The sequence below is a fragment of the Jezberella sp. genome, assembly GCF_964834465.1.
In genome coordinates, this window is the sequence record NZ_CBAZRM010000007.1 from 62749 (window position 1) to 87512 (window position 24764).

The window sequence follows — 24764 nt, forward strand, 5'->3', positions numbered from 1 at the left end:
ACTTGAGCGTTGTCCTGAACCCCCTGATCGCGCCAGATCCGCTGCCGCCCGCGTTTGTTCCTGGCCCTATTGGCACGCATATCACCATTCGTAATTTGACCAAATATTTTGCAGGTTCTCCGTTATATGAGGATTTCAATTTAGATATTCCGAAAAATAAAATCGTTTCGGTGTTTGGTCCTAATGGTTGCGGCAAGAGCACACTGATCAACATGATTGCGGGTCTGATTCCGATCGATCGTGGCGAGATTCTGTTTGATGGCAAATCTTTAAGCGAGACCAAGATTGGTTATGTGTTTCAGAACTACCGCGAAGCACTGTTCCCCTGGATGCGCACCATCGACAATATTGCGTATCCCCTCAAGCTTGAAGGGAAGTCAAACGCCGAAGTCGCGCAGCGCATGGAAGAGTTGATCGTCTCCTTTGACGTGAATTTCGACCTGAAGCGCTACCCCTATGAATTGTCGGGTGGCCAGCAACAAACAGCCTCGATCATGCGTGCTCTCGCGCCCAAGCCCGAAGTATTATTTTTAGACGAACCATTCTCTGCGCTCGATTTTGAGATGACCTTGTTTATCCGCGAGAAATTGCAGGATGTATTCATACAAACCGGCACGACCATGTTGTTGGTCTCTCACGACCTAGAAGAAGCGGTCTACCTCGCTGATCAGATTTTGTTGCTCACTAAGAGACCCACTAGCGTCTCCGAAATCTTAAATTACGACGACCCACGTCCCCGCAGTATTGAAACGTTGACTCAACCAAGCTTCATTGAAGCAAAAAAACGTAGTCTTGAGATCTTCCAGCGTGAGGTGCGTAAATGAACGAAGCCGATACCCTTGAATTTGTGCTGGCCAGTGCCAAAGCACTGGGCATTCCCATGGACGATGGTCGCGCCGAACGGGTCGCCGTGCATTTGCAACGGACCGCTGAGATGGCCAAGCTGCTGGAGAGCGCAAACTTGACGCCCTTCGATGAGCCTGCCGAAATTTTCTGTCCCAAGCAGCGCTAACATGAACATTCAATCAGCGAGTGCGACCCAACTTGCGCAGGGCATTGTCCGTGGTGATTTTACGGCTGAGGAAGTGGTCGGCGCCTATATCGAACGAATTCAAGACACCGACGCGAGCGTCAATGCCTTCACAACACATTGCTTTGACCGCGCGCTGCGTGAAGCTGAGTCGATTGATAAGCGTCGCGCCCGTGGTGATGTACTGCCCCCATTGGCTGGCGTGCCTTTTGCGGTGAAGAATCTTTTCGACATTGAGGGGGTAGTCACGCTGGCGGGCTCGACCGTGAATCGCTCTAACCCCCCTGCGCAAGCCGACGCGTTTTTGATTCAACGAATGGTGGCTGCCGGCGCCGTGTTGATGGGAGGGCTCAACATGGATGAGTTCGCTTATGGCTTCACCACAGAGAACTCTCATTATGGGCCTAGCCGAAACCCGCACAATTTGAATTGCATCGCGGGGGGATCCTCTGGCGGGTCTGGCGCGGCGGTGGCTGCGGGGCAAGTGCCCATTTCTTTGGGATCAGACACCAACGGATCCATAAGAGTTCCCGCATCTTTGTGCGGCGTTTGGGGCTTGAAGCCGACCTTCGGTCGTCTATCGCGAAGGGGTTCCTACCCCTTTGTGCATAGCATTGATCATTTAGGGCCGTTTGCTGACTCGCTGAGCGGTCTTGCGCAAGCCTATGATGCGTTGCAAAGTCCAGACAAGCAAGATCCAGGGTGCCGCGCCAGCCTCATTGAGCCCGTATCGACGAGGTTAACTGAAGGTCTCCAAGGGCTGCGCATTGGCGTGCTGGACGGATACTTCCACGATTATGCGAGTGTCCTTGCTCGTCGAGCAGTGCAAGATGCCGCCCAAATCCTCGGTGCGACTGCTGAAGTCACTTGGCCTGACGCGGCTTTGGCGCGAGCGGCGGCTTTTATCGTGACAGCCAGCGAAGGGGGTCAGTTGCATCTCGATCACTTACGAACACAAGCACAAGACCTTGAGCCTTTATCGGTCGATCGTTTCATGGCGGGCGCTTTGCAACCGGCCGCGTGGTATGTACAAGCACAACGTTTTAGACGCGTTTACCGAGAAAAAGTGAATACCTTGTTTAAGCATTGGGATGTCTTGTTAGCGCCCGCTACCCCGGTGAGTGCCCCTTGTATTGGCACGGAATGGTTGACATTACACGGACAGCAAATGCCGAGCCGAGCAGCCATGGGCATATTGACCCAGCCAATTTCATTCGCAGGGTGTCCCGTATTGGTCGCCCCGCTGTGGCCGGATGGCGCAGAGAACATGCCCTTAGGTGTTCAAATAATTACCGCACCGTGGTGCGAAGATGTTGCGTTTCGGGTAGCCTCTGTTTTAGAAAATAGCGGTGTGGCACGTTTCACTCACGTGGAGTTTTGAATGGATATTAATTTGCCGGATGTCCTTGCTGAAGTCAGCGCAATATTCGAACAATACGAACATGCGTTGGTTACCAACGACGTCGTCACGCTCGATGCATTGTTCTACAACAGTCCTCATACCTTGCGTTACGGTGCAACCGAAAATCTGTATGGCTATGAAGCAATACAGGCCTTTCGCGCCAATCGACCTTCCCAAGGTTTAGCAAGAGAGCGAATGAATATTGTCATTACGACTTATGGACGAGACTTCGCCACGGCTAATACAGAGTTCAGACGCGTTGGCAGCGACAGGATAGGCCGCCAAAGTCAAACCTGGATGCGCACCCCTGAAGGGTGGCGGGTGGTGGCAGCACACGTGAGCATGATGTCGTGAAGGTGGGCTCTGCCGTTGGCGCAGTTGTGTGAATCAATGACGCTTTGTGCGGTGCCGTACAGGTAAGGTTGCTGACTTCGTCGATAATGAAACTCTCAAAACTATCGGACGATGAACAATGAAACTGGGACGCTTGTTTTTCTCACAGCGCCGAAACTATCAGGTGCTGGCACTAAGCGCCGCTTTGGTGTCGGGCGGTTTCCTATTGTTCTCATACACCATGCCCAGCCACGCGACCGAAGAACCTGATTATCAAGTCGTACAAAAACTCGCCGACGACATCGAGATCCGTGAGTACGGTACCTATGCGGTTGCCGAAGTATTGGTTAAAGGCGCTGCGGCAGACGTTGGCAATACCGCTTTTCCCATCCTTGCTGGCTATATCTTTGGTAAAAACAAAGGCGAGCGCAAGTTAGAGATGACAGCACCCGTTACCCAAACAGCCGAGCCAGTGAAACTAGAGATGACCGCCCCTGTTACCCAGACGGCTGCCTCAGGTGGTTTTATCGTGCAGTTTGTTTTGCCCAAAGGGGTCACTGTTGCGACTGCACCAGAGCCCACGGATGAAAGAGTGAAATTGCGGGATGTCGATCCCCAACGGGTCGCGGTTATTCAGTATTCAGGCTTTTGGTCAGATGATAATTACAACGAGCACCTTGCGCAGTTGGAGGCCGCCTTACGCAAAGCCAATCTGGCCACGGTAGGTGAGCCGGTTTATTCGCGTTATAACGCGCCGTTCACCTTGTGGTTTTTGCGCAGAAACGAAATCTGGTTGCCCCTGGCGAAGGCGCAATAAAGGATCAAGAGGTTGCGTTCATGCTGACTAGCCTGCCTGGCGCTTAAACCGCTCGAATTCGAGTGGTTTTAAGGAGTATTCTACGAACGATTAGGCGTTTACTTAAGCCCTTCGTGAGAGAACAGACGAGCATGTCCAACCAAGACAAACCAAGCAATCACAACATCAATCCATCAGCTAATCTGGATGGCATGTCTAAAGGCTTGACCAATTACGGCGATCGCGGGTTTTCGCTGTTTTTACGTAAAGCCTTTATCAAAGGGGCGGGGTATACCGATAAAGCGCTTGATCGGCCGGTGATTGGCATTACCAATACGGGCAGCGCTTACAACCCTTGTCACGGTAACGCCCCGCAACTGATTGAGGCGGTCAAACGCGGCGTCTTGATGGCCGGTGGTCTGCCCATGGATTTCCCGACGATTTCGATTCACGAGAGTTTCTCTTCGCCCAACAGCATGTTCTTGCGCAACTTGATGTCCATGGATACCGAAGAGTTGCTGCGTGCTCAGCCGATGGATGCTGTCGTCCTGATTGGGGGTTGCGACAAAACCGTGCCTGCGCAGTTGATGGGGGCGGCATCGGCGGGGTTGCCGGCCGTTCAGCTAATCACAGGATCGATGCTGACAGGATCTCACCGCGGTGAGCGCGTGGGCGCTTGCACGGATTGTCGTCGTTATTGGGGCAAGTTTCGCGCCGATGAAATCGATGCCGAAGAAATCGCAGACGTCAACAACCAACTCGTGGCGAGTGTGGGTACTTGCTCGGTGATGGGGACGGCAAGCACCATGGCGTGTATCGCTGAAGCGTTGGGGATGACTGTCCCGGGTGGGGCGTCGCCCCCAGCAGTCACCGCTGACCGGATAAGGGTGGCCGAGCGAAGTGGCGAATTAGCGGTGGAGATGGCACGCAAACAATTGACCATTGACAAAATTTTGACGGCTGAGGCGTTTGAAAATGCCATGCGGGTACTGCTGGCGATTGGCGGGTCGACCAACGGTATCGTTCATCTAACGGCCATTGCAGGTCGAATGGGGTTTGAGATTGACCTTGATGCGCTTGATCGTATGGGGCGCGACACCCCCGTATTGCTGGATCTCAAACCGTCAGGTGATCACTACATGGAAGACTTCCACCATGCGGGCGGGATGGCCACTTTGTTGCGCGAACTCAAGCCGCTCTTGCATCTGAACGCCTTAACCGTCACCGGTCGTACCCTGGGTGAAGAGCTCGAAGCGCAAGGCCCCGGGTTTGAACAACATGTCGTGCGCCCTCGCACTAACCCCATTTATCCTCAGGGCGGGATCGCCGTGCTGCGGGGCAACTTGGCGCCAGGCGGCGCCATTATCAAACAGTCGGCGGCGAACCCCGCCCTGATGGAGCACGAAGGCCGCGCTGTCGTCTTCGAAAACCTGGAAGACATGGCTAATCGCATTGATGCGGATGATCTGGATGTCACCGCACAAGATATTCTGGTCCTTAAAAATATCGGCCCGAAAGGCGCTGCAATGCCTGAGGCTGGTTACATGCCTATCCCCAGAAAGCTGGCGCGCGCAGGTGTCAAAGACATCATTCGGATCTCAGATGGTCGGATGAGCGGTACCGCGTTTGGCACGATCGTGCTGCACGTCACCCCCGAGTCCGCCATTGGCGGCCCACTTGCCTACGTCAAGAATGGCGACCGTATCAGATTAAGCGTGGCCAACAGAGCGTTAAGTTTGCTGGTGAGTGCAGACGAGCTTGAGCGCCGAGCACAGGCGCAGCCAGTGGTCGTGCCGACGGCGAGTCGCGGTTATCGCAAATTATTTTTGCAGAGCGTGACACAGGCCGATAAAGGTGCTGATTTTGATTTTCTGATGCCACCACTCACGGCCGGTAAGATCCCGACTGAGCAGAAGTCATGAAAAATATTGCTGTCAGAAAACTAAACTAGGACAGTGAAGTCAAAGCAAGTGAGGAGCCAAGCATGTTAACAAGGCATAAAGTCTGGGCTAAGCGCCGCCGCGTCAATCGAGTCTGGTCAGGGTTAGCGCTGTGGGCACTCAAGGGGCTAACGGTGCTAACGGTGCTAACGGGGCTAACGGGACTAAGCGCGCAGGCGCAGTCCGCAGCCCCTTACCCCGCTAAGCCAATCAGGCTTGTGATCGGTTATTCGGCTGGCGGGCCTACCGATCTGATTGGCCGCTTGATGGCTCATGGGATGGAGCAGATCCTGGGTCAACCTATCATTGTTGAAAATAAGCCTGGCGGGGGGTCTAACATCGCCAGTGAAGCCGTTGCTCATGCGACCCCCGATGGCTACACGCTGCTGGTAGGTACCATTTCTAACGCGACCAACATGTCGGTCTACGATAATTTGCGTTACGACACACTGAAAGATTTTGTGCCTGTCACGCACTTTATGTCGTCGCCGAGCGTGCTGGTCGTGAACCCCAAGTTGCCGGTCTACCATTTAAAAGAACTCATCGCTTACGCCCGTGCGAATCCAGGCAAATTGACTTACGCGACGACTGGCACTGGCGGTTCAACCCATTTTGCCGGCGAGCTTCTGAAGATCAGAGCCGGGATTGATCTGTTGCATGTTCCTTACAAAGGCGCATCTCCTGCGATCACCGACATTATGGCGGGCAATGTCTCAATGGGATTTATGACCGCCGCAGGCGTTGTGCCGTCTGTTCAAGCGGGCAAGCTCAGGGCGATTGCGGTGGCTGGTGCCAAGCGATTGCCGCAGCTGCCGAACGTTCCGACGGTTGAAGAAGAGGGTTTGGCCGATTTTGAAGTGAGCTCATGGAACGGTCTGTTCGCGCCGGCCGGCACCCCGCCCGCCATCGTTGAAAAGTTGTCTCAAGCCGCACTGACGGTGCTGGGGCGACCAGAGACGCAGGCACAGTTTGCAGAGGATTCTGCTTTCGTGGCGGGCGGCTCGCCAGAAGATTTCCGCCACTACGTTGCTGGCGAGATTTTAAAGTGGGCGGCCGTTGCGAAAGCGGCTAACATTAAACTCAACTAAACATCTGACTTCACAGATATTGGCTGCCCCAATTTTCAGGGAGATCTACCGTGAATAAACCATCCCCAGAGTTTGAAAGCCTATTACCCCCGCTTGTGTTGAATCGTCGTGGCTTTCTCACGACGTCAGTCATGAGCGGCTTCGCCGTTGCCGCCGGGCCAGTAATGGCGCAAACGGCCATCAAGACCGACGATAAAGGATTGATTGCTGGGCAAGTACAAATCCCTGTTGCGGGTGGGAGCGTGCCCGCTTATCGTGCGGCCCCTGCGGGTAAAAAGAATCTGCCGACCATCCTGGTCGTCCAGGAAATTTTCGGTGTTCACGAATACATCCAAGACATCTGCCGTCGTCTCGCTAAGCTTGGTTATCTCGCCATCGCCACCGACTTGTATTCACGTCAAGGTGATCCTTCCAAATATACGGAGATGGGCAAAATTTTTGCTGAGATTGTGAGCAAAGTTCCCGACGCTCAGGTGATGAGCGATCTGGATGCGACCGTTAAATGGGCCGTCGCGAACGGCGGCAATGCCAACCGTTTGGGTTTGACGGGATTCTGCTGGGGTGGACGTATCGCCTGGCTTTATTCGGCACACAACCCTAAGTTGAAAGCGTCAGTGGCGTGGTATGGACGTTTGGTGGGCGATAAAGACGAATTACACCCTACCAACCCGATCGATTTGACGGGTAAGTTACATGCGCCGGTGCTTGGCTTGTACGGTGGCCAAGATACTGGCATCCCTGTTGCCAGCATGAATCTGATGAAGGCAGCACTTGAAACCGGTGATGCCGCGGCTAAAGCCTCTGAGTTTGTGCTGTATCCTCACGTCGGCCACGCGTTTCATGCAGATTATCGCCCCAGCTATCACGAGACAGAAGCGAAGGACGGATGGGTAAAAATGCAGGCGTGGTTTAAACAGTACGTCTGATCCAACACCCCCCCGACGTACGGGGTGGGTTTTTGAACCCTTTTTTGGCGGGATTGCGTCATGACTACGATCGCCGTCATTGGCGCAGGACCCGCTGGCCTGATGGCGGCAGAGACGCTTGCCGAACAGGGTTTTACGGTGCAAGTGTATGAAGCCAAGCCCTCTGTCGGTCGAAAATTTTTAATGGCCGGGCGAGGTGGGTTGAACATCACTCACTCAGAGCCCTCAGACCTGTTCGTGACTCGTTACCGTGGTCGGCACGCAGAAATGCGCACGTTACTCGAGCGCTTTGATGCCCTAGCCTTACGCGCGTGGGTTCAGGGCTTGGGGATAGAGACCTTCGTTGGTAGCTCGGGGCGTGTTTTTCCGCAAGCAATGAAAGCGGCCCCATTGTTGCGTGCCTGGTTACATAGATTGCGTGGTCAGGGTGTGCAGTTTTATATGCGTCATCGTTGGCTTGGGTGGGGCTCAGAGGCCGTGACAGACGCGCATCAGTTGTTGCACTTTGACACACCAGCTGGCCCCAAAAATATCACCGCTGATGCAACAGTGCTGGCCTTGGGGGGCGGAAGCTGGGCCTCACTCGGATCCGATGGCGCTTGGTGGCCCTTGCTGCAAAAGGCAGGGGTTGAACTGGCGCCCCTGCTGCCGAGCAATGGTGGGTTCGAGACGACATGGTCGCAGCATTTCATTGATCAATATGCCGGGCAACCGATTAAGACGGCGACCTTTAAAACCTCGGCAACAAAATCGGTTGCCATCCGAGGTGAATGTATGTTGACCGCTCAAGGGCTCGAAGGGGGCGTTGTTTATGCCTTATCGGCAGACCTGCGCGATCAGATCCTGAGCCGAGGTAAAGCCATCCTCACGATTGATCTGTTGCCAGATCATCAACCGCAACGCGTACTTGATGAGATCACGCGAGAACGAGGTTCTAAATCCATGTCCACACATCTGCGGGCCCGATTGGGCTTACAGGGGGTTAAAGCTGGATTGCTACGCGAGTGCACGAGTGCAGAGACTTTTAAAGATCCGGTAAAACTCACACGAGCGATCAAAGCACTGCCAGTGACTTTGCTCGCCTGCCGTCCCATTGACGAGGCGATCAGTACCGCCGGGGGCGTCAAGTTTGAGGGGCTCACACAAACCTTAATGTCCAAGCAGCTGCCCGGCGTATTTATGGCTGGTGAAATGCTCGATTGGGAGGCCCCTACCGGTGGTTATTTGTTGAACGGTTGCATGGCAACAGGCAAAGCGGCGGCGCATGGGGTAACGACGTGGTTTAAAGAAACGAAGAGAATTCCAGACCTTCGCGTATCCGCCTTGTAGACTTTCTTGGTTTGCTGCGTTCATGAAGTGCTGCCTCAATTTTTAAATTGGCCAAGTTCAGGCTATTCTTCCAGCAAAATAACGATTCGTCGGGCCTGACCGCCTGCTGCTTAAAAGAATATTTATGACGACTTCTACCGCGCTTGAATTTGATTACGTTATTGTTGGCGCTGGCTCAGCCGGGTGTGTGCTCGCCAATCGACTATCCGCCGACCCTAAGATCCGAGTCTTGCTGCTCGAGGCGGGTGGGCCAGACAACTACCACTGGATCCACATCCCCGTTGGTTATCTCTATTGCATTGGTAATCCACGCACTGACTGGTGTTTTAAGACGGCGGCTGATCCTGGCTTAAATGGTCGTCAGCTTGGTTATCCCCGAGGGCGAGTGTTGGGGGGCTGTTCTTCCATTAATGGCATGATTTACATGCGCGGGCAGAGCGCTGATTATGACAGCTGGGTTGCTGCGGGCAATCCTGGTTGGGGTTGGGATGATGTGTTGCCTGTTTATAAAGGGATGGAGCATCACCACGCGGGCAATAGCGAGTTTCATGGCGGTGACGGCGAATGGCGAGTGGATCGTGCACGCTTGTCTTGGGAAATTCTTGATCAATTTCGCGATGCCGCCGAGCAAGCCGGCATCTCGCGTATCGACGACTTCAACCGGGGCGACAACGAGGGAAGCAATTATTTTGAAGTCAACCAGAAGGACGGTTGGCGATGGAATGCCTCAAAGGCCTTTTTACACCCCATCAAGCATCGCAGTAATTTGACGGTGCTCACGCATGCACGCACCACGCGCCTCGTGTTTGAAGGTAAACGCGTGACCGGCGTTGAGTTCATCAAGGACGGTAGTCAACAGATTGCCCGGGCAGCCCAAGAAGTCGTTATGGCGGCAGGCTCGATTGGCTCTGCCCATATATTGCAAGTCTCTGGCGTGGGTGATTCGAGTGTGTTAAGCCCCTTGGGCATACCCCTGGTGCATGAGCTCAAGGGCGTCGGACAAAATCTGCAAGATCATTTGCAGTTACGAATGATCTATCGCGTCCAAGGGACACGAACGTTGAACACGATGGCTAATTCGCTCTGGGGCAAGGCCATGATTGGTCTTGAGTATGCACTGACGCGACGAGGCCCGATGAGCATGGCGCCGTCGCAATTGGGGGTGTTTGCGAAGTCTGATCCCACTCAGACGCGGGCGAACGTGCAATATCACGTTCAGCCCCTGTCACTCGAAAAATTTGGTGAGTCGCTGCATTCCTTTCCGGCGTTCACGGCGTCTGTCTGCAATGTGCGACCAACCAGCCGCGGTCATGTGAAGCCACTGTCGGCTGATACGTCACAAGCGCCAGAGATTTTTTGCAATTACCTGTCCACGCCTGAAGATCGACGCGTCGCGGCAGACAGTATCCGTTTGACCCGACGCATTGTCGGCCAGGCGGCACTGGCCAAATTTAAGCCAGAAGAGTACAAGCCCGGCCCCAGTGTCGGTGATGATGAGGCGGCACTGGCTCAGGCCGCGGGTGACATTGGCACGACTATCTTCCATCCCGTCGGCACCTGCAAGATGGGTCAAGACGACATGGCGGTGGTTGACGCACGCTTGCGGGTACACGGCATTCAGGGATTAAGGGTTGCTGATGCCTCAATCATGCCCACGATTACGTCTGGCAACACGAATTCACCCACCATGATGATTGCTGAAAAAGCGGCTCAAATGATCTTGGCGGATCGGCGATAGGAGTAGTCGGTGAAACCTTGGTTGATCCGGGCCAAAAGCGCGGTTGACCCTAGGCTGTCAGGCCGCGTGTAACTAAAAGTACTTGTTCAGACAATGAGTAAAAACCTCACCGCGGTTACCGCGCACACGGTATAGTGCCCTAGGTATAGTTTAAGGGTAGGCGACGCGTTGATGGTGATTCCATTTTCTGTTCAAGTCTTGGCGACGGTGCTGTTCGTGTGTGCCATCCTGCACACTTTTTCTGTCACGATTTTCGCCAAATTATCAGATAAAAAAGGTACGCACTCGGGTTTTTGGCACTTGCTGGCCGAAGTCGAGGTGGTGTTTGGCCTCTGGGCCTTCATCCTGATTGTCGCCATGGCGATGATGGCCGGGCCAGCCACAGCCATCCATTTTGTCGACCATAGTAACTTCACTGAACCCTTGTTTGTTTTCGCGATATTGGTGGTTGCAGGTAGTCGGCCCATTCTTGAGTTAGTGGCTGCACTCGTGCGCGTTCTGGCGAAGGCATTGCCTGTCAACAAGCATTTAGCGACCTTTTTCATTGTGTTGAGCGTCGTGCCTTTGCTCGGGTCGTTGATTACTGAGCCCGCAGCAATGACGTTGGCGGCCTTGTTGCTGCGCGATGCCTATTTCAAATGCGCGGGGCACGAACGGTTTAAATATTTGACGCTGGGCGTTTTGTTCGTCAACGTTTCAATCGGGGGCGTATTGACGGCCTATGCCGCCCCCCCTGTGTTGATGGTTGCTTCAACCTTTGGTTGGACAACCTCGCACATGCTGTCTGAGTTCGGTTGGCGAGCCATCGTTGCTGTGGTGGTCAATGCTTTATGGCTGACCTTGGTTTTTCGAAAACAACTGAGTGCTGGCGAGGTTGAAACGCACCGCGGGGTGACCGAAGAGGCTACCGTCCGAGTGCCGTTTGCTACGGTTGCGGTTCATTTGCTGTGCTTGGTTGGTGTCGTGATGACGGCGCATCATCCCGCCATTTTTATGGGCCTGTTGGTGTTGTTTATTGGATTTTGTACGGCTTACCCACGTCATCAATCCCGCCTGATGATCAAAGAAGGATTGCTGGTAGGGTTTTTTCTGGCAGGCCTTGTCCTTCTGGGGGCTTTGCAAAAATGGTGGTTACAGGATTTGCTCGGTGGTCTTTCCCCCCTTGTGCTGTTCTGGGGCGGGATGGCGCTGACTGCGCTGACAGACAACGCAGCGCTGACTTTTTTGGGATCTTTAGTCGACGGTACCTCAGCGTCGTGGCAGTATATGTTGGTGGCTGGTGCCGTCACGGGGGGCGGGTTGACCGTCATTGCGAACGCCCCGAATCCTGCCGGTTACTCCATTCTTAAGAGCAGCTTTAAAAACGAGGCGATTTCTGGTGGTGGCCTTTTACTGGCCGCGATTCTACCAACAGCGATCGCTGCGGCCATGTTTCTGGTCTAAATCACTGAATGGGTAAAAACCCGTTAAAATCCAAGGCTTTCCCCAACTTATGGGGCGCTCAGGTCTAGCTTGAGCACCCCGTGTTTATTCGAAGAGTTTTATCGTGCCAATCTATGCCTATAAGTGCAGCGCGTGCGGTTATGCTCATGACACGTTACAAAAGATGTCTGACGCGCCCTTAACCGTGTGCCCCGAATGCCATCAGTCGACCTACGTTAAGCAGGTAACAGCCGCCGGTTTTCAATTGAAAGGGTCGGGGTGGTATGTGACGGACTTTCGCGACAAAGGTACTGGTGCTGCCAAAACAGCAGAGCCTGCCCCTGTCGTGGCAAAAAAAGATGGCGTGGCTTCCTCAGAGGGGTCGGCCAGTGCTGATACGGCGGCCGCGCCGGCTGGCGCGGCTGCGTCAACCAGTCAATCGACGGTCTCGCCCTCAACAAGCGCCGCACCGCCCGCGACGGCCCCTTCAAGTTCGCCTGCCAGTTCAACAGCCAACAAATAAGCCCATCAGGATATCACTCACATCATGCGCTGGCTTAAAACCTATCTCTTAACTGGAATGTTGATCTGGGTTCCGGTGGTGATCACCATCTGGGTGATTGGGGTGGTGGTCAATACGCTAGAAGGTGTGGTGCCCGCCTTTTTGTCTCCTCAGGCGTTATTTGGTCTTGATATACCTGGCTTTCGGATGCTGCTGGTGTTGTTGGTATTGCTCGTGACAGGGATGTTAGGCGCTAACTTTTTTGGCAAACGTATTTTTGGCCTATCCGAAAAAATCCTGGGCCGCATCCCCCTGGTCCGCTCGATTTACCAATCAGTCAAGCAAGTCAGCGACACACTGCTGGCCCCGAATGGTCAGGCATTTCGTGAAGCTGTCATGATTCGCTACCCGCATCAGGGATCCTGGTCGATCGCCTTTTTAACAGGTGCACCCTCGGGTGAGGTTGCTGCGAATCTTGATGGGGATTTTGTCAGCGTTTATATCCCGACGACCCCCAACCCCACGTCAGGTTTTTTTCTACTTATGCCGCGTAGTGAAGTGATTCCACTCAAGATGTCTGTGGACACTGCGTTGAAATACATCGTATCGATGGGGGTGGTTTCACCACCCGCGTCGTAATTATTCGTCATGAATCGCTCGTTCTTACTTGGAGTACTCTGAATGCGTACCTGCTACACCGGTCAGGTTTGTCGTGATCACCTAGGCCAGACGGTCACTTTGTTTGGTTGGGTGCACCGTCGTCGTGACCATGGCGGCGTGATCTTTATCGACATGCGCGACCGCGCAGGTCTGGCGCAAATCGTGTTTGATCCCGATAACGAGCAAGGCTTTGCCATTGCAGAACGGTTGCGTAATGAGTTCTGTATCCGAGTCACGGGTTTGGTTCGTGAGCGTCCGGCTGGCACCAGCAACAGTGATTTAGCCTCTGGTGAAATCGAGATTTTGTGTCGTGAAGTTGAAATCCTCAATCCATCGGTAACACCGCCTTTTCAGCTTGATGATGAGAACTTGTCAGAGACAACACGACTGACGCATCGCGTGCTTGATCTGCGTCGTGGTCAAATGCAGCGCAACATGATGCTTCGTTATCGTGTCTCTATTGAAGTCCGCAAGTTTCTGGATGGGCTGGGGTTTATCGACATTGAAACCCCCATGCTCACCAAGAGCACGCCTGAAGGCGCTCGTGATTACCTCGTGCCTTCTCGGGTCAATGCTGGCGAGTTTTTTGCCTTGCCGCAGTCGCCGCAATTGTTCAAGCAGATGTTGATGGTCTCGGGTTTTGATCGCTACTACCAGATCACCAAATGCTTCCGTGATGAAGATTTGCGTGCAGATCGTCAACCTGAATTCACCCAGATCGATTGTGAAACGTCATTCTTGTCAGAAATTGAAATTCGCGAGATTTTCGAAGAAATGATCCGTCATGTCTTTAAGGCGGTTCAGAACGTCGATTTGCCTGCGCCATTTCCAATCATGCCTTGGTCTGAAGCCATGCGGTTATATGGCTCAGACAAGCCCGATTTGCGGGTCAAACTCGAGTTCACAGAGTTGACTGACGTGATGAAGGATGTTGAGTTCAAAGTCTTCGCGCAAGCGGCGACCACCGAAGGCAGCCGAGTCGTCGCGCTGCGAATCCCGGGGGGCGCAGCGATTTCGCGTAGCGAGATCGACAGTTACACCAAGTTCGTGGCGATATACGGTGCAAAAGGATTGGCGTGGATTAAGGTCAACGACATTGCTGGGGGCCGCGATGGTTTGCAATCGCCTATCGTCAAAAACCTCAACGATGCTGCGGTGGCTGAGATGGTCAAGCGTACCGGTGCGCAAAATGGGGATTTGATTTTCTTCGGTGCTGACAAAGCGAAAGTCGTCAACGATGCGATGGGCGCCTTGCGCGTCAAAATTGGTCACAGCGAGTTTGGCAAGGCAGCGGGTCTGTTTGACAACGTTTGGAAGCCGCTGTGGGTCGTTGATTTTCCGATGTTTGAGTACGATGAAGAAGCTGACCGCTACGTCGCAGCACATCATCCGTTCACTAGCCCCAAAGATGGTCACGAAGACCTGCTGACAACGGATCCGTCCAAAGCAATCGCTAAAGCCTATGACATGGTGCTCAATGGGTGGGAGATCGGCGGTGGCTCGGTGCGTATTCACCGCGAAGAGGTCCAGAGCAAAGTCTTCCGCGCACTGAAGATTGATGCTCAAGAGGCGCAGCTCAAATTTGGATTCTTGCTTGATGCGTTGCAGTACGGTGCGCCACCCCACGGCGGTATTGCGTTCGGCCTGGATCGGATTGTCACCATGATGACCGGTGCTGAATCAATCCGCGATGTCATTGCCTTCCCCAAGACGCAGCGTGCGCAGTGCTTGTTAACTCAAGCCCCGTCGCCAGTCGACGAGAAGCAGTTGCGCGAGCTGCATATCCGGTTGCGCCAAGCAGATATCAAGCCTGCGTGAAGTATCTAATGTGATTCAGCGAAGCACGGTCAGCGAAGGGTAAGCGATGACCGTGCTTCGTATTGTCAGCTATAACATCCACAAGGGTAAATCGGTCTCAGGCAGAGATTCGCTGGCCGAGTTGCGAGTGCATTTGCACGGTTTGAATCCTGACATCCTGTTTCTGCAAGAGGTTCAAGGTCGCAACGAGAAGCAGTCAAATCTGCACGCCCAGCATGAGTCTTTAGGCGCTGCTTTGCAGATGCAGGTCGCTTATGGCCCCAATGCGATTCGTGACCACACCCATCACGGCAATGCCCTATTGTCGAAGTACCCGATCACCGAGTTCGAGAATGAGGATATTTCTGACCATGTGCTCGAGCAGCGAGGGCTCTTGCATGGCATCATCGACGTCAAGGGTGCTCGCATCCACTGTGTGGTGGTGCATCTTGGTTTATTTGCTGCAAGCCGAGTCAGGCAGATACAACGCATCTCTGAGCGAATCAAACGCCTGGTGCCCGAGCAAGAACCGTTACTGATTGCAGGCGACTTTAATGATTGGCAAGACTCGCTGGCCCCCTTGTTTGTCAATGAGCTGGGCGTGTACGAAGTGTTTTCGCAAACCTTTCAAAAAAATCAAGGGCCAATCCGATTGACTGACTTAGGCATTGAAACGTTGCAGAGAAAGCCCTCGCCGCGGACGTTTCCGGTGGGCTTCCCGATGCTACCGCTAGACCGGATTTATCAACGCGGTTTCGTCGTGAAAAGTGCAAAAGTGCTTAAGGGCAGGCCTTGGACTCAGTTGTCAGATCATGCCCCCATCATTGCTGAGATTGAGTTGCCGTGAGCTGACTGGACTTATTTAGGGTGTTTGGTGCTGAGGATAGGGTCTGAAAGCGCCATCAACCAACCAATCATGACCGCATAGAAGCCAACGGTTCGCATGCCTCGAAACATCAATTCGGTTAGGCCAAACACGGCGAAACCCAAGCAGACCGCTAAACCCATAGCCGCTGCAACGCGTGCGTTATTCGTTTGATCGGTCGCCAATCTTCGAGCAAATAAAAGTGCAGGGGCGAAATAGACAAATAGCAGGGCTGCGCCACCCAAAACGCCTTGCGTGGCGAGGGCCATCATCATGTCGCTATGAGGTTCTGCCCATTCATCAGCGACTCTTTGCAACACCAGTCCTTTGCTGACTCGCTCTTGCAGCGCGGGTTGAAAATTTTTGCGTAATCCTAAGCCGAGCAAAGGCTGTTCGACAAAAATATCCATCGATGAACGCCACAATTGCAGTCGAATACAGGTTGAGCTAAAGGCAGTCGAGTTGGTCGTCAAGCATTCAGTGACTTCGTGATAGCCATCCATCAAGCGTTCATGCATTTTCGGGATGCTGAACAGCATGACGCCACATAGCAGTAGCAAACCGACAGCTGTGTAAATCATGGTTGACAGGCGTTTGATCCAGCCATTGAGGTAAAGCCAAATGAGTCCGAACACTGGCACGGCGAGCCACCCGGTGCGTGTTTGTGTCAAAACAAAGCCGACCATCGTGATCAAGACCACAGCCCATTTAGCCGCTTTTTCAGCGCGAGGCCAAGGCGTCAATGACCAGCGGATTGAATACATCAGCAACATGGCCATCAACAGCGTCAAATTGCCGTATGAAACAGAGTTGAACTCTGGGGTCACCGGCCGCCCTAACTCACGTTCAGCAGGCCAAAAGACATAGGCTGAGCTGGCAAGGCCAGCAATGGCGAAGCCCCAAGATGATTGACGTAGCCATTGCGGCTTCATGCTTAATGCCGCGCCCAGCACAAACAGACAACCGAGCAACATCCGAACGGCCCGTTCAAGTTCCGCGCCAGCGGTCGAATGATGCAAGGCCATAAACAGTAAGATCGGCACGAACGCGAATGCGAGTGCCCCTGTCAGGGCACGGTATGGTTTGAGGCTGGCAAGGGTCAAACGCCATCCACCCTCTCGCGTGAACCACATGGCAAATGCAGAAAACACGAGCCCATACCATGCGATGCTTGAATGGCCAAGTTCGGTCAGAAGCAACGTGGGTATCGCTGCAATGACCACACCGCCCACTGCAGAATTAATTTGCTGAACAGAAATTCTCATATTGAGCAATGATAAACGAGCCATGACGCTTACAGTGTCATCATAGGTGTTTTGTAACAGTTTGTAAGTTTTTGTACGTTTTTGCTATTGCTCGGCATCATGACGGATGCGAATGCGGTGACTGATCCAGCCGACAAACACACATAACAACACGCAGATGATCAGGCCAGCCTTCACCCCTGTGCCCACAGAGATTCGTGCAATCAGGATGCCGACCATGGCGGTTCCCATGGCACTACCGACCGCCCGCGTGGTTTGTATCAGGCCCGAGGCAGCACCGACGTCGACGCGATCAGCGAGCATTTGCATGAACAAAGTGAAGTTTTGCAACAAAAAACCTAAGCCAATCCCGCAAACGGCCAGCGTCACCAGAATCCATTGATCTGAACTCTGTGCAGTAAAACTAACCATGGCAATACATCCCAGCGCAAGAAGGATGCTACCGAAAACCATCAATCTTTGTGGATGAGAGGTACGTCTAAAAAGATAACCATTGCAAATACTACCTATCGGAATCCCCGCAACTAATGGTGTCATGAGCAAACCGGCCTTGGTGGGACTGTAGCCAAACTCTTTTTGAAGCAGCAGCGGGATATAAAAAATCAACACATACATGACCGCGCCGATCAGGAAGGCTGAAAAGTTAAGCCAGCGGGCCTCTGTGGTTCGCAAAATCCGTAAAGGAAAAATCGGTGTCACCGCTCGGCGTTCAATGGGGATCAGCCCCCATGCAGACAACCCACCCGCGAACATGAGGCCGAACGCCAGTAAAAAATGGCTTGACTTTGAGGGGGCGATAGCCAGCTCTAGGCCCGCGAGAGGGGCACCCACGGCAACGGAGAGTACTGCAGCACCCAGCCAGTCGAACCGATGATTGTCAGCTTTGGGTGGCGGCGTGACTTTCGGGAAGTGTTTCCAGATCATGTAAATCGCAATCCCGGCAGCCGCAGGGGTCAGGAAAAACGCCGCACGCCAGCTGAGCGCCTGCGTCACCATCCCGCCCAACACAGGCCCGAGACCGCTCGACACCGCAAACGCAACGGAGACGAGCGCCATCCAGCGAACGCGTTCTTTATGGTCGGGGAAAATATCAGCTGGGGCGGTAAAGGTGGTGGCGATCATCATGCCGCCCCCCAGGCCCTGAAACACTCTGAATCCAATAAGTTGCGCCATACTTTGCGACAGACCACTCAGGATAGACCCCAACCCGACGATAGCCAGTGAGATCAGCATCAAATGTTTGCGACCATAAAGATCACCAATCCGGCCGAAAATCATGATGGTGATGGCGCAGGCCAGAAAGTAACCTGTCCCCACCCATGCGTAACTATCCATTCCATCCAATGCCTGGGCGACTTTGGGCATGGACGTACTCACAATGGTTGAGTCAAAAGCGGCGACGACGACTGCCGCACAAATGCCCGCCATCGCCATCAGTAATTGTTTGCGCTGATAGGGTGATTCGTGAGCGTTCGGTGGGGTCGGCAATTCAGTGCGCATAAGCAAAAGCATAGCACCCGAGCCAACCTCGCTTCGAATACCTTTTTTCTATAGAATCAACCTGAAAATACAGGTCGAGACAAACCCATGAACATTGACGAGCAGCATTTGCCCAAGACAAGCGCTAATTTTGCAGCATTGTCACCGGTTGATTTCATCAGACGATCTGCTGAAGTGCACCCCGACCGCCTTGCGGTCATTCATGGTGATATTCGGCGCACATGGTCTGAGACTTATGCGCGGGCCATGCAGCTAGCGAACGCTTTAGCGTCCCGAGGGGTTGGCAGGGGCGATACGGTGACGGTCATGCTGCCCAACATCCCTGAAATGGTTGAGTGTCATTTCGGCATCCCCGCGATCGGTGCTGTCATTAATACGCTAAATACTCGGCTAGATGCCGCGAGCTTGACCTACATGTTGACTCACGCGTCGTCTAAGGTAGTGATCGTCGATCGAGAATTCTCGGCGGTGATGCACGCAGCGCTGATCGAGGCAAAGCGAATCAATCCTGAGTGCTCACCCTTGGTGATCGATGTCGATGATCGTCAATATCAGGGCGCGGGCGAGCGCATCGGTCAATTGACGTATGACCAGCTGATCAGCGCGTCGTCAGATGCACCCATCGACTACCAAGGCGACGAATGGGATGCGATTGCCTTGAATTACACCTCTGGCACGACGGGTGAGCCAAAAGGGGTGGTGTATCACCATCGTGGCGCTTACCTCAACGCGCTCAGTAATATTCTTGAGTGGGATTTACCGGCGCATTGCACCTACTTATGGACCTTGCCGATGTTTCACTGCAACGGGTGGTGCTTTCCGTGGACAATTGCTGCGCGGGCGGGCGTCAATGTGTGCTTGCGTAAAGTCACCCCCGAAGGCGTGTTCGGGGCGATTCGCGAGCACGGCGTGACACACTATTGCGGTGCCCCTATTGTTCACAGCCTGTTGGTCAATGCCCCCGAGCAACTCAAGCAATATGGCATGGAAAACATCGGGCCCGGCAAGCCGATTGCTGTCGTGCGGGCAATGGTCGCTGGTGCAGCACCCTCGGCAACACTGATCGAAAGCATGGCGTCCATTAACATCTCTCTCACGCATGTTTACGGATTGACTGAAGTCTACGGCCCCTGCGTGCTTTGCACGCCACAAGCGGCCTGGGATGAGTTGCCTTGCGGCGAGCGTGCTGTGTTTCATGCACGGCAGGGCGTGAGATATCACTTACAGGCAGGCGCAGATGTGATTGATCCGCAGACGATGCAACCCGTGCCTCGCGATGGGCAGACGATTGGTGAGATCATGGTGCGTGGCAACATTTGTATGAAAGGCTATCTAAAAAATCCTGAAGCCACCGCCGAAGCGTTCGCGGGGGGGTGGTTTCATACCGGCGATCTGGGTGTGCGTTTTGCAGACGGGTACATCAAGATCAAAGATCGAAGCAAAGATGTGATTATTTCGGGCGGCGAGAACATCTCTAGCATCGAGATCGAAGACGTTCTGTATAAACACCCAGCCATTCTTGCGGTCGCCGTGGTGGCCAAACCCCACCCCAAGTGGGGTGAGACACCCTGTGCCTTCATCGAACTCAAGCCCGGCGCGCAAGTGTTGGCGGCAGATCTGGTCGCACACTGCAAGCTGCATTTGGCTGGGTTCAAAGTCCCTGGGGCTTTTGAGTTTGGTGATCTACCCAAAACATCGACTGGCAAGATTCAGAAATTCGAGCTGCGCAAACGATCGGGGGCGGTGACTGCGATCGATCACGAGTGACGAAACGCCGCCGCTGGCTTCAGAGTAAAATCCCCTAAACATATAAGGATTTCGCTGCGCATGGCCTACGTTTTAGGCGCGTTTCTCGTTTCATTGGTGATGTCATTGCTTTTGGTACGGCATCGCCGACTCCGACTGGCTGGGGTTGACCACGATCTCACCGGGGTTCAAAAATATCACGCCAGTCCTGTCCCACGTACCGGCGGGGTCGCGATCTTCATGGCGATGATCCCGGTTTTTGCCTTAGCGGCTTTTCGTGATCCAGCCATTTACCCCGACTTGATGATTCTGTTTGGTTGCGCCTTACCGGTGTTTTTGGGGGGGCTAGGCGAAGATTTGTTTAAAAACGTCCGCGTTTTGGCTCGCTTGAGTTTGGCACTGATCAGTGGGGCGCTGGTTTATTGGTGGCTTGGGTCAGCCGTGACACGGGTCAATGTCTACGGCCTCGACGAGATTCTCAAGATCTCAGCAGTCTCTTTTGTGTTCACGATTTTTACGATCGCCGGGGCTGCCAACGCCATTAACATCATCGACGGGTATAACGGTCTCGCGACCGTCGTCGCAGCGATGATTTTGGCGGGGCTTGGTTATGTCGCTTTTTACCTAGGCGATCGGTTGATCTTGGTCGCCGCCGTTGGCATGCTGGGGGCGCTGGGCGGATTTCTCATCTGGAATTACCCCCGTGGGTTAATTTTCTTGGGTGATGGCGGGGCTTATTTCATTGGTTACATGATTGGCACTTTATCAGTGACTATGCTTGCCAGACATCCTCAGGTGTCGGCTTGGTTTCCCTTGTTGTTATGTATCTATCCTGTCTTTGAGACGCTGTTTTCGATTTATCGCAAAAAATTCGTCCGAGGCAGATCGCCCGGTGCACCCGATGGCGTGCATTTGCATATGCTGGTCTACAAGCGTCTCGTGAGATGGGCGGTTGGGTCGTCTGAGGCGCACCTGATCACCGAGCGCAATGCCATGACCTCTCCCTATCTTTGGGTGCTGTCGTCGATGGCAGTGATCCCGGCGGTGTTGTTTTGGCAGTTTCAAATTCCCTTGATCATTTGCACGGTGCTTTTTTCAGTATCCTACGTGGTGCTGTACCGCACGCTGGTGCTGTTTCGCATGCCTAAATGGTTAGTTGTACAAAAGAAGAATCGTCAGTAAACATGCGAGTCTTGCACGTTCTTAAAACCTTTTTCCCTGATACCTATGGTGGCATCGAGCAGGTTGCCCATACCTTGGCAAGCCATACGACCAAGCTGGGTATAGACAACCGAGTGCTGGTGCTGACGCCTGGTAAAACGCGGATAGATGTTGACCCGAGTGGCTATGAGATTCGTCGTTATCATCAAGATATGTATATTGCCTCAACCGGCTTGTCGGCGAGTTTTCTGCTGAATTTTCGTCGTGAGGCTGCTTGGGCTGATGTTTTGCATCTGCATTTCCCTTGGCCTTTCGCGGATTTGTCCTATCTGATGACGGGGATAAATAAACCGTCGCTCCTCAGTTATCACTCGGATGTGGTCAGCCAAGTCAGGCTCAACCAGATCTACGCCCCCCTTCGCGACAGGTACTTTGGCAAGATGCAGCACATCCTTGCAGCTTCGCCAGGGATTATGGCCAGTAGCCCCGTTTTGCAGCAGTGGCAGCATAAAGCCCAGTTGATCACGTATGGGATTGAACATTTTGAACAAGGTTCGCTACTAGACCCCGCGGTTGCCAAATGGCGTCAACGCTTCGGCGAACGGTTTTTTCTCTTTTTAGGGGCACTTCGCTACTACAAAGGTCTGCATATCCTGCTTGAGGCCCTCAAAGGCCGCGACTATCCAACAGTGATTGTCGGTAAAGGCGATCAGCATGAGGCATTGAAAGCGCAAGCTCAAACCCTAGGGTTAAAACACCTGCACTTTGTTGATGATGTGACCAACGAAGACAAGCGCTGCATCATGCGGGCAGCCTATGGGTTTGTTTTCCCCTCGCACTTGCGGTCTGAGGCCTTTGGCATTGTGCTGGCGGAAGCTGCGCAGCAGGGCACCCCCATGATCACTTGCGAGATCGGCACAGGCACGAGCTATGTTAATCAAGACCAAGAGACGGGGTTGGTCGTCGCGCCCAACGATGCACAAGGTTTTGGCCGGGCGTTGGATACGTTTTGGCAGCAACCAGAGCAGGTCGCTGTTTGGGGTCAGAACGCCTTGGCGAGATACCGTGGTCACTTCATGGCGGATCAGATGGTTGCCTCATATTTAAAGCTTTATGAGCAACTATCGGCATCGGTCAGCGCCACCAAGCATCCCAAGAACGCTAGCGTTTAAGGGTTTGGCTGTATACCGCTAATGTCTGCTGAGCGCAGGTATCCCAACTAAAGCATTGTGCTCTGGCGAGACCGCGCTGGCGCAAGTCGGCGTGAAGTGAATCATCGCCAACGATGCTGCGCATCGCAGTTGCCATGGCGGCAATGTCGGTTGGATCAATCATGATGGCGGCATCGCCTGTCACTTCAGGTAAAGACGTTGTGTTGGAAGTAATGACAGGGACTTGAGCCGCAAACGCCTCTAGCACGGGCAATCCAAACCCCTCTGCCAGCGAGGTGAATAACATGGCTCTGGCCATTTTGACGACTGGCAGTAAATCGTCAGCGGGCACGTGCTTTAACCATCGAATGGCGCCTGAAGCCCTATCTTGCTCGATCAGTTCGATCACGTCTTCGCATTTCCAGCCAGCACGACCAATGATGACAAGTGGATGTTGAAGACGCTCAGCTGGGGTGAGTGATCGATGCGCGTGAATGGTTGCCGCGAGATTTTTGCGAGGCTGTAAGGTACCGACTGACACAAAGAAAGAAGCTGGCAATTTGTACTCGTCGCGTATCTTTGCCAACCGAACAGGCGCGACATCGTTGTACCAGCGTTCATCCACCGCCAGCGGGATGACCGTGATTCTGTCCAGGGGGATATCGCACCAGCGAGAAAGTTCGAGCTTGGAATACTCAGAGATGGTGATCACTGAATCAGCCCAATTGGCGGCTTTCTTCCAGAGGGCATTCTTTAAGCCCCGTAATTTGCCGCTGACCCATTGGGGGTGCGAGAGCGGTATCGCATCCATCAAGGTTGCCACTACAGGCACGCGAGAGCATTTCGGTATCCAGTGGTCAGTGGCGTGAATAAGATCGACTCTTTTCGCAAAATCGCTGATCCCCGGGCAACTAAGCCCAGTGGTCGCCGAAAATAACGCGCTCAGTGAATAGTGACCCAACGTGATCCCAGGTACTTCAGTCAGTTTCGCAGGCACCTCATCGCCAAAAGCAAAAGGCATCAATCGGATGGGCGCACTGTAGAGGGACGCATTGCTGGCTACCGTACCGTTTGAAATGGCTTCCATTCGGCGCAGCATTTCGAGGGTGTAGTTGCCAATGCCGTCGATGCCGCCACCCGCCATCCCTTTGACCAGTGCAGAGACGCCAAAACCAACTTTAATCATGATTGCACTGCCGCAGCTTGCAGCATCCAGGCAAGTGTTTCGCGCAAGGGGCGCGGCGCCCAATCAGGAACGTATTTTTTCAATAAGCGATTGTCACCACCGAGTTTAAGTACCTCGTTAGCGCGAACAAATGCAGGGTTGACTCGTGCTTCAATCGTTTGGCCGGTGAGTTCACTGGCCATTTGCAACGCCCCACGCAAGGACACAAGCTGACTTGAGCAGACGTTGATGATTTGCCCGACAGGCTTGGCCTCAAGCAGTGTCCTGTACGCGTGCACAACATCCCTGACGTCATTGAACTCACGCCAAACATCCATGTTGCCCAATTCAATGGTGTTTTGCTTGCGTACAAAATGTGACACGATCTTGGGGATCAAGAAACTGTCTGATTGACCGACGCCCGTATAGTTAAATGGACGGGCTATCACCACAGGGATTTTAGGGATCCAGATCTTGGCCATGTACTCCATTGCCAATTTACTGACTGCGTAATCGTTGGCGGGCTCAACCGGCTTGGCCTCGCTCAATAAGCCCTCTTGAAGATTGCCGTACACATTCGCGCTGCTGGCAAGCAAGACGCACGCTAGCCCCTCTGCGACGGGTGCAAGTGCTTCTAGCAGATTGCGACTACCCACCAGATTGACGTCGTAAAAAGCCTTGGGCTGACCGTGTCCGACGAACGCGATCCCCGCTAAGTGCACCACATAGTTGGGGCGCGCTCTGGCGACGGCCTCTTTCAGACTGGGTAAATCCAACAAATTGGCAACGACGGTTCGAGGGTGATCCGAGGGAGTGTCACCTAGACCCCAAACCTCGTAGCCATGTTGTTCGAGTTCGCGCGCCATGTAATGACCCGTGAAACCCTGCAAACCCGTGATTAAGACGCGCTTTGAGCCTGAGGTGCTAACGCCGCCAGCAATTGCCATG

The 24764-nt window shown here is 53.6% G+C and carries 22 protein-coding genes; 18 read left to right on the forward strand and 4 right to left on the reverse strand.

The window, feature by feature from the left end; all coding sequences use genetic code 11:
* Positions 1 to 2 precede the first annotated feature (2 nt).
* From AC1W8Y_RS06920 to AC1W8Y_RS06990, 15 genes are all read left to right on the forward strand, one after another.
* The gene (locus AC1W8Y_RS06920; RefSeq protein ID WP_482013741.1) at positions 3 to 824 is read left to right on the forward strand and encodes an ABC transporter ATP-binding protein; all 822 of its coding nucleotides are present in this window, start codon (positions 3 to 5) and stop codon (positions 822 to 824) included.
* Entirely contained in the window at positions 821 to 1012 is a 192-nt protein-coding gene (locus AC1W8Y_RS06925) for an AtzG-like protein (RefSeq protein ID WP_482013742.1), read from the forward strand. Before AC1W8Y_RS06920 ends, AC1W8Y_RS06925 begins: the two co-directional genes overlap by 4 nt.
* 1 nt (position 1013) lies before the next feature.
* The gene (locus AC1W8Y_RS06930) at positions 1014 to 2411 is read left to right on the forward strand and encodes an AtzE family amidohydrolase (protein ID WP_482013743.1); all 1398 of its coding nucleotides are present in this window, start codon (positions 1014 to 1016) and stop codon (positions 2409 to 2411) included.
* The gene (gene hpxZ / locus AC1W8Y_RS06935; RefSeq protein ID WP_482013744.1) at positions 2412 to 2786 is read left to right on the forward strand and encodes an oxalurate catabolism protein HpxZ; all 375 of its coding nucleotides are present in this window, start codon (positions 2412 to 2414) and stop codon (positions 2784 to 2786) included.
* A gap of 118 nt (positions 2787 to 2904) precedes the next feature.
* Positions 2905 to 3582 carry an SOUL family heme-binding protein gene (locus tag AC1W8Y_RS06940; RefSeq protein ID WP_482013745.1) on the forward strand — a complete coding sequence of 226 codons (678 nt, stop codon included), beginning with the start codon at positions 2905 to 2907 and terminating at the stop codon, positions 3580 to 3582.
* Positions 3583 to 3713: 131 nt separating this feature from the next.
* Positions 3714 to 5483, forward strand: a complete 1770-nt coding sequence (locus AC1W8Y_RS06945) for an IlvD/Edd family dehydratase (RefSeq protein ID WP_482013746.1) — start codon at positions 3714 to 3716, stop codon at positions 5481 to 5483.
* Between the two features lie 62 nt (positions 5484 to 5545).
* Positions 5546 to 6589 carry a Bug family tripartite tricarboxylate transporter substrate binding protein gene (locus AC1W8Y_RS06950; protein ID WP_482013747.1) on the forward strand — a complete coding sequence of 348 codons (1044 nt, stop codon included), beginning with the start codon at positions 5546 to 5548 and terminating at the stop codon, positions 6587 to 6589.
* A gap of 50 nt (positions 6590 to 6639) precedes the next feature.
* The gene (locus AC1W8Y_RS06955; protein ID WP_482013748.1) at positions 6640 to 7515 is read left to right on the forward strand and encodes a dienelactone hydrolase family protein; all 876 of its coding nucleotides are present in this window, start codon (positions 6640 to 6642) and stop codon (positions 7513 to 7515) included.
* Between the two features lie 60 nt (positions 7516 to 7575).
* Complete coding sequence (locus AC1W8Y_RS06960) at positions 7576 to 8844, forward strand: TIGR03862 family flavoprotein (protein WP_482013749.1); 1269 nt, start codon at positions 7576 to 7578, stop codon at positions 8842 to 8844.
* 124 nt (positions 8845 to 8968) lie between these two features.
* Positions 8969 to 10582 carry a GMC family oxidoreductase gene (locus tag AC1W8Y_RS06965; RefSeq protein ID WP_482013750.1) on the forward strand — a complete coding sequence of 538 codons (1614 nt, stop codon included), beginning with the start codon at positions 8969 to 8971 and terminating at the stop codon, positions 10580 to 10582.
* Between the two features lie 177 nt (positions 10583 to 10759).
* Positions 10760 to 12025 (forward strand): putative Na+/H+ antiporter, encoded by a 1266-nt coding sequence (locus AC1W8Y_RS06970; protein WP_482013835.1) that lies wholly within the window; start codon positions 10760 to 10762, stop codon positions 12023 to 12025.
* Positions 12026 to 12128: 103 nt separating this feature from the next.
* Positions 12129 to 12527 (forward strand): FmdB family zinc ribbon protein, encoded by a 399-nt coding sequence (locus tag AC1W8Y_RS06975; RefSeq protein ID WP_482013751.1) that lies wholly within the window; start codon positions 12129 to 12131, stop codon positions 12525 to 12527.
* 24 nt (positions 12528 to 12551) lie between these two features.
* Positions 12552 to 13145, forward strand: a complete 594-nt coding sequence (locus tag AC1W8Y_RS06980; RefSeq protein ID WP_482013752.1) for a DUF502 domain-containing protein — start codon at positions 12552 to 12554, stop codon at positions 13143 to 13145.
* Positions 13146 to 13187: 42 nt separating this feature from the next.
* Positions 13188 to 14984, forward strand: a complete 1797-nt coding sequence (gene aspS / locus AC1W8Y_RS06985; protein ID WP_482013753.1) for an aspartate--tRNA ligase — start codon at positions 13188 to 13190, stop codon at positions 14982 to 14984.
* A 46-nt stretch (positions 14985 to 15030) separates the two neighbouring features.
* Positions 15031 to 15810 carry an endonuclease/exonuclease/phosphatase family protein gene (locus AC1W8Y_RS06990; protein ID WP_482013754.1) on the forward strand — a complete coding sequence of 260 codons (780 nt, stop codon included), beginning with the start codon at positions 15031 to 15033 and terminating at the stop codon, positions 15808 to 15810.
* Between the two features lie 11 nt (positions 15811 to 15821).
* Here the strand turns inward: AC1W8Y_RS06990 and AC1W8Y_RS06995 are convergent, their stop codons facing one another.
* Positions 15822 to 17117, reverse strand: a complete 1296-nt coding sequence (locus AC1W8Y_RS06995) for an O-antigen ligase family protein (protein ID WP_482013755.1) — start codon at positions 17115 to 17117, stop codon at positions 15822 to 15824.
* Between the two features lie 60 nt (positions 17118 to 17177).
* Entirely contained in the window at positions 17178 to 18605 is a 1428-nt protein-coding gene (locus tag AC1W8Y_RS07000; protein WP_482013756.1) for an MFS transporter, read from the reverse strand.
* 75 nt (positions 18606 to 18680) lie between these two features.
* On the opposite strand from AC1W8Y_RS07000, the gene AC1W8Y_RS07005 reads away from it, so the two are divergent.
* From AC1W8Y_RS07005 to AC1W8Y_RS07015, 3 genes are read left to right on the forward strand one after another with little or no spacing between them, the layout of a single operon-like run.
* A complete protein-coding gene (locus AC1W8Y_RS07005; RefSeq protein ID WP_482013757.1) occupies positions 18681 to 20360 on the forward strand; it encodes an acyl-CoA synthetase in 1680 nt (559 codons plus the stop codon).
* A gap of 60 nt (positions 20361 to 20420) precedes the next feature.
* Positions 20421 to 21521: an MraY family glycosyltransferase gene (locus AC1W8Y_RS07010; protein ID WP_482013758.1), complete on the forward strand. Its 1101-nt coding sequence runs from the start codon at positions 20421 to 20423 to the stop codon at positions 21519 to 21521.
* 2 nt (positions 21522 to 21523) lie between these two features.
* On the forward strand, positions 21524 to 22672 hold the full coding sequence (locus tag AC1W8Y_RS07015) for a glycosyltransferase (protein ID WP_482013759.1): 1149 nt from the start codon (positions 21524 to 21526) through the stop codon (positions 22670 to 22672).
* On the opposite strand, the gene AC1W8Y_RS07020 is transcribed toward AC1W8Y_RS07015, so the two are convergent.
* Entirely contained in the window at positions 22662 to 23837 is a 1176-nt protein-coding gene (locus tag AC1W8Y_RS07020) for a glycosyltransferase family 4 protein (RefSeq protein ID WP_482013760.1), read from the reverse strand. The two genes, AC1W8Y_RS07015 and AC1W8Y_RS07020, sit on opposite strands and share 11 nt — an antisense overlap.
* Entirely contained in the window at positions 23834 to 24763 is a 930-nt protein-coding gene (locus AC1W8Y_RS07025) for an NAD-dependent epimerase/dehydratase family protein (protein ID WP_482013761.1), read from the reverse strand. The genes AC1W8Y_RS07020 and AC1W8Y_RS07025 overlap by 4 nt, the downstream gene beginning before the upstream one ends.
* Position 24764 lies beyond the last annotated feature (1 nt).